This window comes from Pirellulaceae bacterium (genome assembly GCA_029243025.1).
GTDB lineage: Bacteria > Planctomycetota > Planctomycetia > Pirellulales > Pirellulaceae.
Genome location: JAQWSU010000030.1, coordinates 430854 through 443551, shown reverse-complemented (window position 1 = coordinate 443551; position 12698 = coordinate 430854). Strand labels below are relative to the sequence as shown.

General features: G+C 52.5%; 9 protein-coding genes. 7 read left to right on the top strand and 2 right to left on the bottom strand.

Translation table 11 applies throughout. The annotated features are described in order from the left end of the window. The first annotated feature begins 101 nt into the window (after window positions 1-101). The 4 genes from rlmN (at window position 102) to P8N76_14380 (ending at window position 3716) form a co-directional block, all read left to right on the top strand. Window positions 102-1226, top strand: a complete 1125-nt coding sequence (gene rlmN, locus P8N76_14395) for a 23S rRNA (adenine(2503)-C(2))-methyltransferase RlmN (protein MDG2382855.1) — start codon at window positions 102-104, stop codon at window positions 1224-1226. 166 nt (window positions 1227-1392) lie between these two features. Then, complete coding sequence (locus P8N76_14390; GenBank protein MDG2382854.1) at window positions 1393-2061, top strand: sigma-70 family RNA polymerase sigma factor; 669 nt, start codon at window positions 1393-1395, stop codon at window positions 2059-2061. Between the two features lie 22 nt (window positions 2062-2083). Next, window positions 2084-2614, top strand: a complete 531-nt coding sequence (locus P8N76_14385; protein ID MDG2382853.1) for a hypothetical protein — start codon at window positions 2084-2086, stop codon at window positions 2612-2614. Beyond that, window positions 2568-3716, top strand: a complete 1149-nt coding sequence (locus P8N76_14380; GenBank protein ID MDG2382852.1) for a hypothetical protein — start codon at window positions 2568-2570, stop codon at window positions 3714-3716. Before P8N76_14385 ends, P8N76_14380 begins: the two co-directional genes overlap by 47 nt. 36 nt (window positions 3717-3752) lie before the next feature. Here the strand turns inward: P8N76_14380 and sppA are convergent, their stop codons facing one another. Then, on the bottom strand, window positions 3753-4916 hold the full coding sequence (sppA, locus tag P8N76_14375) for a signal peptide peptidase SppA (GenBank protein ID MDG2382851.1): 1164 nt from the start codon (window positions 4914-4916) through the stop codon (window positions 3753-3755). A gap of 354 nt (window positions 4917-5270) precedes the next feature. On the opposite strand from sppA, the gene P8N76_14370 reads away from it, so the two are divergent. Next, window positions 5271-6020, top strand: a complete 750-nt coding sequence (locus P8N76_14370; protein ID MDG2382850.1) for a TIM barrel protein — start codon at window positions 5271-5273, stop codon at window positions 6018-6020. Window positions 6021-6232: 212 nt separating this feature from the next. Continuing rightward, window positions 6233-7273, top strand: coding sequence for a galactose mutarotase (locus P8N76_14365; GenBank protein ID MDG2382849.1), 1041 nt, complete (start codon window positions 6233-6235; stop codon window positions 7271-7273). Between the two features lie 184 nt (window positions 7274-7457). Here P8N76_14365 and P8N76_14360 read toward each other — a convergent pair whose 3' ends face one another. Further along, on the bottom strand, window positions 7458-9725 hold the full coding sequence (locus P8N76_14360; GenBank protein MDG2382848.1) for an MMPL family transporter: 2268 nt from the start codon (window positions 9723-9725) through the stop codon (window positions 7458-7460). Window positions 9726-10053: 328 nt separating this feature from the next. On the opposite strand from P8N76_14360, the gene P8N76_14355 reads away from it, so the two are divergent. Next, window positions 10054-12672 (top strand): organic solvent tolerance protein OstA, encoded by a 2619-nt coding sequence (locus P8N76_14355; GenBank protein ID MDG2382847.1) that lies wholly within the window; start codon window positions 10054-10056, stop codon window positions 12670-12672. Window positions 12673-12698 lie beyond the last annotated feature (26 nt).

The following is a 12698-nucleotide window of genomic DNA, read 5'->3' as shown; positions in this document are numbered from 1 at the left end:
TCCTCACAACGCAATGATGGCGACTGCCACCGCAGAATTCGTCCCAGGAATCCTGCGGCCGCCGAGTGACTGAAATGGATCACCTGGGTTAGAATAAGGCAATGAACAGCATCACGTCATCCCTCACCGGCGAGTTGGAAACTTGGCTGAAAGAGCAGAATCAGCCTGCTTTCCGTTACCGCCAAATCGTCAACTGGATGTTTGCAGGCCGCGCCGGCAGTTTTGCAGACATGACGAATCTTCCCCAATCGCTCCGAGATGCGCTCTCCCGAGATTTCAGGCTTTGGTCGACGCAGGTCACTCGACACACGAAGGCAGCCGACGGAACTGAAAAGCTATTGCTGCAGTTCCGGGACACCAGCCAAATCGAATGCGTTTTGTTGCGGGAAGGTCAGCGACGAACAATCTGTATCAGCACTCAAGTTGGCTGTGCCATGGGCTGCGTGTTTTGCGCGAGTGGTCTCGACGGTATCAAGCGCAACTTGACGACTGACGAAATCATTGAGCAGATGCTTCGTCTCCAGCGTCTACTGCCACTCGAGGAGCGTCTGAGTCACATCGTGGTAATGGGCATGGGCGAGCCACTGGCGAATCTAGATTATCTCTTACCCGCACTGGATTGGGCACATGCAGACCGGGGGCTCGGCATCAGCGCGCGACGCATCACGATTTCAACCGTTGGCCTGCCAAAATCAATTGATCGGCTCTCCCGGCTCGCGATCCCCTATCATCTGGCCGTCTCCTTGCACGCCCCCACCGACCCCCTTCGCAACCGACTGGTTCCGGTAAATCATCAAATTGGACTCCAATCAATCATGGAAGCCTCCGACCGATATTTTGAGGTTTCGGGCCGGCGACTCACCTTCGAATACGTCTTACTGGCGGAGGAAAACGATCGCGTCGAACAGGCCCAACAACTGGCTCGCTTGCTCCAAGGACGAAATGCGCTGCTCAACATAATCCCCTACAACACGGTCGACGACTTACCCTATCGAACCCCTACACCCCATGCCGTTCAACAGTTTTGCAAAGCCTTAACGTCACAGGGCATCCAAGTTCAAGTCCGCCAACGCAAGGGAGATAAAATCAACGCAGCCTGCGGACAGTTACGACGTACGACTGAAATGGACTCCAGCGATCAGGCTCCAGGACTGAATTCGCCTGTGGTGAACCTTGACCGACCATTCAGCAATCCTGATCAACAAAGCTCTAAGTCACAAGAATGAATAGACTTGCGCAGCAAACTAGATCCAATCCTAATCGTTTGCAAAACCCGATCACGATTTGGGGGTTAAAGACTAAGTCGACATAGAAAATCGAGAACGTGTAGTGAAGAAGAAGATACCGGTTCCGCTCGTCCGTGCCCCCGCGAAACCGTGAAAGGTTAACCTTTTGGCTGACACGAAAAACGTTGCATTATCCTATGAAACCATCGATCCAGACGCGCGGCTCATGCTGCGCGTTCGGGAGGGTGAGGCAGATGCCTTCGAAGAACTCGTACGTCGCTATCAGGGGAGACTGCTCACCGTACTCGAAAACTTAGTAGGCAAACGAGAACTTGCCGAAGATCTGGCCCAGGAAGTTTTTCTGCGGGTGTTTCGAGCGAGGCAGACTTACGTTGCAGAAGCAAAGTTTTCGACTTGGTTATTTACGATTGCAAACAACGTCGCCAAAAACTCACACCGCTCACGATCCCGCAGGAAAGAGGTGCATGCCGCCAACAATAGCGCGAGCGGAGCCACGAATGCCAATCCCCTCGAACAGATGGCTCAGGCAGCCAGCGGCTTAATGCCCACTCGCCAACTCGATCGCGTCGAACGGGCGGAAATGGTACGCCTTGCGATGGAAACACTCAACGAACGACAACGAATGGCCGTTTTGCTGAGTAAATTCGAGGGAATGAGCTATGCCGACATTGCCACTACCATGGATCTTTCAACATCCGCGATTAAGTCTTTGCTGACTCGCGCACGAACCAACCTGAAAATCGTATTGCAGCCTTACATCGAGCAAGGCGAAGGACTCGACGAATTCGCATCTGACTCAGATGAGTCAAAATAGTATTTTTCCGGAGTGACTCGGCATGGCCGATCCTAACGACAATTCGCTCACATCCGATCCCGACCAGGAACAATTGGTCGCGTATCTTGACGGAGAAGTTGACGCTTCTACGGCTCAATCGGTCGAAGAGCGTTTAGCGAACGATTCAGCATTTCGACAAAGCCTGAATGAATTGCAACGTTCATGGGATCTGCTCGGTGATCTGCCCCAACCAACCATCGATGAATCGTTCACCCAAACCACCGTCGAGATGGTTGCGATACAGCTTGATCACGACCTGCAAGACGATTCCAGCAGTGAAGCAAAAAAACAGAAACTACAATGGTTTGCGATGATCGCCGCGGCAACCATAAGCCTCTCCATCGGTTTCTTTGCCTATCGATACTGGCTTGACACACCTAATCGCGAATTAAAAACAGACCTTCCAGTCATCGAGCGCGTCGATGTGTATCAACACATCGATAACCTACGATTTCTCGAGCAGTTGAAAGAAGAAGGGCTTTTTAATGAACCCGTGGAAGAAGAGTCAACAACTGCGTTACCACAAGGCTAAACCCGTCTCCCAATTTTTCATCCTGTTGATGCTGATTGCGACGTCGCAAAACTTGTGCACCGCGGATGATCAGGCAGAAGCACGACTCGATTCGATGACAGCGTCGGAAAAGCGAGACGTGAAGCGCAAACGAGATCAGTTCGATCGCTTGCCAAGCGAAGAACAAACAAGAATACGCGAGTTGCACGCCGAAATCGAAACTCATCAAAATGCTGAACAGCTGCTAGCGGTTGTCACGCAGTATTCCGAATGGCTAAAGACACTTTCCGCCAGTCAGCGCACCGATCTACTCAGTTTGCCCGTGGACCAACGTTTGCACCGAATCCGCGAGATCAAACAGCGTTCCGAAGAGGATCGCTTTGGTCGATTCACAAGGCGGAATATCCATCCCGAGGACGCACGACAGATGTTTGGTTGGATCGATGATGTCTTTATCGCCGGTAAACAGGATCAGCTGGAGGCGATGCTGGACGACCGACAACGGCAAATGTTGATGATGTTGAGCAAGAAAGACCCTGACCGAAGACGCTCACACCTGATCCGCATGCTCTATCACCGCACCCCCAAGATTCTCGAAAAACCATCACCCGAGCAGATTGAAGAGCTGGTGATGCGGCTATCTCCCGAGGCCAAGCAGGAATTTCAGGGCCAAGAGAGTGATGAACGAAAGCAACAGCTCGTCAGCCAATGGATTCAGGCGGCTTGCGCCAGTCGTTTGCCACCGCCGCCCGTCAATCCGAACGAGTTGCAGCGTTATTTCGCCGAAGACCTTCGCCCTCAAGAGCGGGAAGATCTGGAACGCATGCCACGAGATCGAATGTATCGTGAACTCGGCCGTATGTACTTTCGAGATCACATGAAACGTGATCTGAACGCTCCAGGCGTGGGCGGCCCCCCATTTCGCCGAGGGGATTGGCGACGTCATGACCAAGGACGACGGGGCGAACCGGATCGGGACGGACGCAGAGGTCGTCCCAACGACCGACGCGGCCGAGGAAGACGATCAACTGATGGACGGGGTAAACGTGCAGAAGATGAAAATCCCGTACCGGCTCCACCGACAGCCAAAGAGCCCTCAGTGGATGCGGCAACAGAAAATTGACGCATTTCCATCCGCGTCGACAACCAATCAGGCCGGTCAATCGGCGAGCTTTAGCGAGTTCATCCTCATCAATGGTGGTAAGCTGGTCACCATGTAGTAGGCACGAGGCACGGACAGCTCCATCAAGGCAGCTAAATCCGGAAGCTCACCTCGCTGAGCCTGGGCGGAGGTAAATGCGCTCAAGAGCGTCACGGGGGACTTGTATTCAACGACTCGAACCGACTCGTCCTCCAGACCCGCCAATTCAATGGCTCGGTCGATCGCATCCTCGATGAAGCCCAATTCGTCGACTAAACCATTGGCCTGAGCCTGAGTTGCCGTAAAAATCTCCCCCGTCGCCAGTTTGTTCAACGCCGCATCGTTCTCACGCAAGGCGGGGCGTCCTGATTTAACAACGTCTTTGAACCGACCAAACGCATCTTGCAAATAAGCTTCCAAAACGCGCCGATCTTCGGGATCAATCGGCCGAGTCATGCTCAACATCTGCTTGCGTGGGTGGCTCACAATTGAGTCATCCTTAACATCGTATTTCTCCAGGAGTCCACTCAGGTCATAGTGCGGAATGATCACGCCAATCGAACCCGTCGTTGAGGTAGGTTCAGCGTAGATCGTCTTTTCGTCGTCGCCAACCGTCATCGCAACATAATATCCACCGCTCGCCGCAATCCCCCCCATGCTGACAACAATGGGAATGTCACGCTCCTTCTTCATTTCGCGCAGATGGTGATAAATGAAGTCAGACCCAGTGATTGTGCCGCCAGGCGAGTTGATGCGCAACACGACAGCCTTCACATTTTCGTCCGAATTCACTCGATCGATTTGTCGTTTCACAAATCCATTACCCGATGCAATCACGCCGTTTACCTGGATCACCGCGATTTTGTCCCGGGCAGCTTTGGCATGGGAGTGATAGCGTTCCTCGATGCCACCGCTGTTGTCAAAGTAATCGCTAAATCGAGCAAACAGGCTGAAAATTACAGCCAAGCAAATAAAGCAGCCCACCCACCCCAACCAGGCGATCCATGATCGCATGAAACTGACCGGTTGGGGCACGTAAACGACCTGAGAACCGCTTGCCTCCCTCGTATTGGATGAGAGTGTCTCCGCCTGGATCGGAGCATTAGCTGACCCGCTTGAACCTCTGCTTGATGCGGCTGGGGTGCCTTGATCTGCCGGATTGCCTTGATTTCTAGGTTCCATCGATGACTCCTACTGCGTTTCCGCTCGTGCCATGGGCCCGGCGGAGACGCTTCAGCTCGTGAAAGCCTCAAAAAACGCGAATCACCAGTCCACCTCGGTGGGACGGCCTCGATTTTCGGCCAGTTTCCACGAATTATTCTAGGCCACAGGTCCCAATGTGAAAGTCTGAGACGATCTCTTGCGGAGATCCGCAGGGCGACACATGGGAACAAATGTCCTGTCTTCGAAAAAAACCACCCATTTCAGTTGAATTTTACCCGAGTCGCTGGTGTTGCCTCCAATCGCACTCTCTGGCTAAGCTTACGGATCAGTCTCATACCACAAGGGAACGGGTGACGCTTAGGGAGATTCTCAGTGATCGTTTCGGCATCAACGGATTGTTTTCAAGATATGCCCCTGCAGGATGTTTATGAGAAACTTACCGACTTGGAATTTACGAGCCTTGAGCTCGTGATTCGAGACGGTTCGATACATCTCACGCCTCAACAAGTCTTGGAGGACGAAGAAAAAGCGATCGGGTTGTGCCGTGATACCCATCGGCTGGGAATATCAGGATATACCGTCGAAATTGGTTCGAGCGGCAACGAACATTACGACCAATTCGCAGCCTGTTGTCGTTTGGCTAAAGCGACCAAAGTGGCCTCGATTACCGTCCCCTCGGCAGAACTCGGCACGCCCTTCAATGAAGAGGTCGAACATCTGCGCCGATTGGTCGATATCGCCACAATGGAAAGTGCAGTCGTCAGCATCCGCAGCCAAATCGGTCGGCTTTCGGAAGATCCCGACACGGTCGTCGTTTTGTGTGACAATGTCAAAGGTCTAGGCGTCACTCTCGATCCTAGCCATTACATCTGCCAACCCACCGGCTCCCGCAACTACGACAAATTGTTCAAATACACCTATAATGTGCACCTGCGCGACACGAGCAAAGATGAATTACAAGTCCGCGTCGGCCAGGGTGAAATCGACTATGGCAAACTGCTCAATATGCTACGTCGTGTCCGCTATGATCGCGGTTTATGCATTGAAATGAAGCCCTTTGAAGATATCGAGCACACGGCCGAGCTGCGAAAACTAAGACTACTCATGGAAAGTCTCCTCTAACAGCCAGTCCAGGAAACAAGAGCTGAATCAATCGCGCGCCGCGCCAGCAAGCGATTTAGCGGATCAAGAACGCGTTTAGCTTGCTTGCCAAAAATCGGCTACCTCTTTTTGTCTTTGCAACATGCCGCACCCACCTCAGGCGGAGTCCCCTTCTTGAGGTGTCTTTCGCTCAAAACCCACAAAATAGGCATTCCAAGCGATCGAGCTCCCTCATGCAAATCACCCAAGACAAGTTTGGCAAAACAACCGACGGCACTGAAGTCCAACGCTTTCATTGCAAAAATGATGCTGGCCTGGCTCTAAGCCTGATTGATTATGGTGCGATCGTGACCTCTCTGGAGCTTCCCGACCGCACGGGCAAGTCCGAAAACATTACCCTCGGCTTCGATTCGCTTGATGGCTATTTAGAGCGACATCCCTACTTTGGTGCAACGGTCGGACGTTATTGCAATCGAATCGCAAATGGCAGTTTTGTGCTAGCGGGAAAAAAATACGGGCTGGCGACAAACAATTCACCCAACCATTTACATGGCGGCGAAATCGGCTTTGATCGCAAGATCTGGGATTGCGAGAAGATCGCCACGGAAAACGAGATCGGTATTCGATTCACGCGAGTCAGCCCCGACGGTGAGGAGGGCTATCCGGGCAATCTGACCGTCTCGGCAACCTACACGCTGACCACCGACAATGAACTCAAGATCGTTTTCAGCGCCCAGACGGATGCTGCAACTCCCATCAACCTCACCAATCATTGTTATTGGAATCTTGCCGGAGCAGGCAACGGTGCGATTCTGGACCACGACCTGCAAGTCGAAGCCGATCGATATTTGGCAATCGATCAGACAATGATTCCCACCGGGCAGATCGCGACCGTGCAAGGTACGCCACTTGATTTCACCCAAACCGAAAAAATCGGTTCCCGAATCGGTCAGATGGGAGGCGATCCGGGTGGATATGATCACTGCTACGCGTTGCGTTCTCAAGACGGAACGCTGAAACGTGCGGCTCGTGTCCGAGAAGCCAAATCAGGCCGCGTGATGGAGATCTACACCACACAGCCGGGGATTCAATTGTACACGGGAAATTTCCTGGACGGCACGGCGGAGGTGGGAGGCTTTCACCAACAAGAAGCCTTTTGTTTAGAAACCCAACATTATCCAAACTCACCCAACCAAGCCGACTTTCCTTCCACCATTCTCGAGCCCGGCGAAAGATTCCAACAGACGACAGTGCACCGGTTCTCAACCGAATAAGCGACGTTGCGAAGCGTTCCAGCATTTCACGCTCGCGTTCTTTCTTTCGCGTTTTTGCCAGAGACGCCGTCGTTTTGCCCCACCCAAGAATTCAGCTCACTCCAAGTTGCCGCAGAAGCAATTGATCGGCCAAATCGACAAAGAGATCAAAATCAGCTGGTCAGCCAACCCTAACGGTCGCAACTCAACAATCGCTATCCATTGACGGAGTCACGGATGGGTCTTTCAACGGTATCACTTCCAACATGGCCGGTAGGACGATGAGGTTTCCAGCCAATCCACCGCACATCGACAAACTCACCAAAGCACCGAAATAGACCGTGGGAATGAATTCACTTGTCGACAATACGGTAAACCCAACGATGAGCGCAACCGTTGACAACACCATCGCTTTGCCGACACTTTGCTGAACCTGCTCCAAAGACGCCTTGACCGACGCCCCCTCACGACGAGCTCGCTGGAACGCAAACATGTAATGGATCGAACTATCGATCGAGAGCCCCATCGACACGGCTGCAATCATTGCTGTCCCCATATTGATTTTCAATTCTGGCCAAAACAGACGACTTGCCCACCCCATCCCGCCCAATACCATTAAGATTGGAAACGCATTGGGAATTAAGGCGATCAACGCCAGACGCAGGTCACGCAAGGCCAAGCACATAACCACTCCAATCCCGACCACCGCCGCAAAGAAAGTCCGCCACTGATCTCGAAGTACGCTGTCGATCAGATTCGTGAGCAACACAAAGTATCCGGTGACCTCCGAGTCAGGAAACTGTTCATGGCTGATGTCTCCGATTTGGTCAATCAATTGCTGCTTTTGTGCCGATGACTGCCGCTCTTTCACACGCAACATCACGCGAAAGTATTTTTGACTGGAATCCGGATCCTGGGCATACATCGCATCATAAAACACAGGCATCCAACCTCGCATGGCAGCCAAACCGGTTTGGGTCATTCCATTACGCAACGCTTGGGGCTGCCTCGAAAGATCAAGGGGTGACAACTCAAATACCGCGTCTGCCAGGCTAAAAGTCTTGCTGATCGCTTCAGAACCCGACCCTTCACTCAATTTTGCTTCCAGCGTTTTGACTTGCTGCAAGAAATCCCAAGTCAACCGATCGGGAGCAGGAATTACAATGTCACACACACCGGCACCGCCAAGTCGCTCTTCGACAAAATTGTAGGCAGAGGCGATTTCGCTATTAGAACGAAAGTTGCGGGTGAAATCGGTCTCGACATCCAGATAACCAATGCCCCATAACGCGATTGCCGCCACGACGACTCCGCCAGTTAAACAGCGATACGGGCGTTGAGCGACGAATTGCAACGTTTGCTGCAGCCCTGCGGATAAGCCGTCTCCTCCCCACGGCTGACGCGGATCCGCATCAAAGCGTCCCAACAAAGCAGCCCCAGGCAAGATCAGAAAAACACTCAATAAAACCATCAATGATCCAATTGCCATCATGATGCCAAAATCTTGCACTGGCCCGACGGTCGAAACCGTCAACGACAGAAATCCAACCGCGTCCGTAGTGCAAGCCCAAGTCACAGGAACTGCCAACAGTAAAGTCGTGCGGCGAAGACTCTGATAGTTTGACAGGCCCAAATCTCGTGACTCACGAAAACGCACGATCACATGCACCATGGTGGCCACACCCACTACCATCACAACCGCTGTAAGCATCGAACTCACCATGCTGAGCTGAATCTGCATGAGAGCCAACAAGCCTTGAGTGAACGTCAACGATAACTGGACCACAGCAATCGGAATCAAAACCCAACGCAAACTACGAAAGCAAATCACAATCGTTAATCCAAGCAGTACTCCTGACCAACGACCGAGTCGCTGACCGTCCTTTTCGACAAACCGAAATCCATCCACCAGTAAAACCGGCTCTCCTGTCAATTGGCCAGCTCGCAAGGGCGCGGGCAAGGATCGCATGACTTGGCGGAGTTGATCGATTGTGTTCCGCCGTAAGAATTCGGTTTCGTTTTCTGGCTCCAACATGCAAACAAGGGAGACGGTGCGACCGTCTTCACTGTGCGTGTAACCTGCAAAAAGATCACGAGTCCGCCTAGAAAGCTCGTTGTCAGCCAAAATTAAATCGCCGGGCAAAGGCTGGTCGATTGACAGCACCGCCTTGACACCATCGACAGCTTCTAGCCGCTTACGAATGGAAGATAATCGTCGAATTCCCTCGGCAGCGGGTTCGAAAAGTGCCTCGTCTTCATAGACAGCAAGCACGATTTCATTGCCACCAAACGTCCGTTCCAGCTTTCCATAAGCCGCCAGGAGCGGGCTGTCGACAGGAAACATATTCTCGATGGAACGGTCAAAATAGAGCTGCTGGGAGGCAAAATGGGCTCCCAACGACAGGACCAACGCTAACGCCAGGAGCGGATAGCGGTAGCGAAGCCAATAATCGACAAACAGGATGTTCTTCACGGATTCTCCGTCATTCGCAGGTCTGAAAGCATGCAGCGAATTGATAGCAGTGACGGCGTTGCGCGAACTCTTTGGATACCAAGGAATTGCTTCGATGAACTCCGCTCCAACCCACCTTGCTCCATCGTAGGCCGATTTCTATAATCCCGCCACTCCGGACGGAGGGAGAGAGTCGATTCCGACTCACAAGTCGTGCGTCTCGTCTTCGATTTTGCCTTTTCAAAAAAGCCACGGACGCTTTGTTTTCAAGGAAGCAGTAAGTCTGATCAACGCGTCAACCGATAACGCGAAGCGGAGCTTTATTGCGCGGATTCAGCGCATCGGGCCAATGCTGCGCCACTCCAGATTCAGCCTGCTGCTAATCGGATCATGGTTGACGGCAACTGCGAGCGCCCAACTTCCCATTGAGTTACCGCAGCTTAATCTACCGAGCGTATTGCGAGGAGATCCTAAATCGGAAGCCATTCCACAAGGCAATCCGAGTCCAGTCGCGGGACCGGCTCAACAAAGAATTCGAGTGTTCCCCCGCAGCAGTGTGAGATGGCAGGCACGTTGGTTCCCGAGTGATGACGGCTTGGAACGGATTGGTGTGATTGATTCAGGCGTTAACATCATCATCGACAACGTCCAACAACTGGATACCGTGGACATCTCCACTGACCGTCTGGTGATCTGGACTCCCGCCAACTCACTACCCGACCTCCAAGGCGGTGACACGCAAACCGAAAACGTCCCCTTGGAGCTTTATCTCGAAGGAAACATTGTCTTTCGCCAGGGCGATCGCGTGATCTATGCAGATCGCATGTATTACAACGTCCAGGAAGAACGTGGCGTCGTCTTGAACAGCGAACTGCTTACTCCAATTCCTGGATACAAGGGATTGATTCGGCTGAAGGCTGAGGTCTTACAACAGGTCGACAAATACAATTTCCAAGGTTTCAACGGTGCTTTAACAACGAGTCGTCTCGGCGTGCCCGGCTATTGGTTACAGTCAGGACGTTTCACATTCCAAGACGCTCCAGGACCGATTGGTCCATCGGTCGTGAACTCGAGTCTATTTGACGAGGTAGAACCTGTCGGCGAAAAGCGCATCAGCTCGCGAAACAACTTAGTCTATCTTGGCGGCCAGCCAATCTTCTACTGGCCATTTCTAGCGGGCGATCTCGATCGCCCCTCCTTCTATCTCGAAGCTCTGGCAATTCGCAACGATCAAGTCTTTGGCACTCAGGTTGAAACCGACATTAATCTCTTTCAATTGTTCGGCATTCGGCGAGCTCCCGCGGGGACCACATGGACAGGTTCGCTCGATTATTTGAGCAAACGAGGTTTTGGACTGGGAACCAATGTCCAATACGATCGCAATCGATTTCTACGACATGACGGTCACACCTATGGTTTCTTCGATGCCTGGGGCATTCACGACAGGGGATTCGACAATCTTGGTAAAGGTCGTCGCATGGTTCCCTTGGAAACAGAGAACCGAGGTCGCGTCTTGGCTCGTCACCGGCATGAGCTACATCACAATCTCCAGTTCACACTCGAACTGGGTTACATCAGCGACCGCAACTTCTTGGAACAATACTACGAAGAGGAATGGGACGACGAAAAAGATCAATCGACAAGAATCGGGCTTCGCAAGCGAGTTGAGAACCACTCTTGGGCGATTTGGTCGGAAGCACGTCTCAATGACTTCTTCACTCAGACGGAGTGGCTCCCCCGGTTTGACCAGTATTTGATCGGCCAGCCAGTTCTCGGTAACAACTTTACTTGGACAAGTCACACGAATGTCGGCTATCCCAAGCTTCAGACAGCCGTCCCACCCCAGAACCTCGCCGACCAGATGAAGTTTGACCCACTGGCCTGGGAATTCGAGCGTGAGGGACTTCGGGCAGCGAGCCGCAATGAGTTGTCGATGCCATTGGCCGTCGGACCGATGAAGATCGTCCCTTACGTCTTGGGAGAAGCCGCTTACTGGAAGGAAGATTTAGCAGGCAACGAAGCGAATCGACTTTTTGGTCAAATCGGAATTCGCTCGAGCGTACCGTTCTGGCGCGTGAATCCGAACATTCGCAGCACGCTATTCAACCTAAACGGTTTAGCACACAAGATCATTTTAGAAGGCGATTTCTTCTGGGCTGACGCGAATCTCAACCTCGACAAACTACCGCTGTACGACGAGCTGGATGACGATTCGATCGAGTTTTTCCGCCGTCGGTTCTTCTTCGATACGTTCGGTGGTGTGGCGGGTGGCGACGTACCATTCGAGTTCGACGAACGGTCTTATGCTCTTCGCTCCGGTTTGCAGAGATCGGTCACTTCCCCGAGTACTGAAGTCGCGGATGACTTGATGATCTTTGAAGTCAACGCGAGACAACGTTGGCAAACGAAACGCGGTCTGCCTGGCAGCCAACGAGTGATCGACTACATCACACTCAACGTGGGAGGCTTCTTCTATCCGAAGGCCGACCGCGACAACTTTGGTGCGTCTGTAGGACTCGTCAACTATGACTTTATTTGGAACCTTGGCGATCGCGTTAGTGTTGTGTCTGACGGTCAATTCGATTTCTTTTCAGATGGCTTGCAAACCGCTTCGATCAAGGGAGTTGTCAGTCGTCCCGGCAAAGTCAACTATGTGGGCGGCGTCCGAGGAGTGCGAGGGCCTTTTGAAAGCACCGTGATTTTCGGCTCGACCAATTACCGGCTCAGTCAAAAATGGATTGTGAACTACGGAAGCTCCTTCGATCTAGGAAACACTGGAAACATTGGACAGCGTGGACAGATCGTTCGTGTCGGAGAATCGTTCTTGGTTGGAATGGGCTTCAACTATGACCGCAGTCGAGACAACTTTGGTGTAGGCTTCACAATTGAACCGCGCTTCCTGCCTGGTCAATTGAGTCGTATCGGCGGCATCCAAATCCCCCCCGTGGGAGTCGAAGGACTAGAATAGAGCCCCTTCAACATGCGTTTGCCCTC

Coding starts and splice junctions, on each gene's coding strand:
- rlmN (MDG2382855.1), top strand. CDS start 102: ATGAACAGCATCACGTCATCCCTCACCGGCGAGTTGGAAACTTGGCTG.
- P8N76_14385 (MDG2382853.1), top strand. CDS start 2,084: ATGGCCGATCCTAACGACAATTCGCTCACATCCGATCCCGACCAGGAA.
- P8N76_14380 (MDG2382852.1), top strand. CDS start 2,568: ATGAACCCGTGGAAGAAGAGTCAACAACTGCGTTACCACAAGGCTAAA.
- sppA (MDG2382851.1), bottom strand. CDS start 4,916: ATGGAACCTAGAAATCAAGGCAATCCGGCAGATCAAGGCACCCCAGCC.
- P8N76_14365 (MDG2382849.1), top strand. CDS start 6,233: ATGCAAATCACCCAAGACAAGTTTGGCAAAACAACCGACGGCACTGAA.
- P8N76_14355 (MDG2382847.1), top strand. CDS start 10,054: ATGCTGCGCCACTCCAGATTCAGCCTGCTGCTAATCGGATCATGGTTG.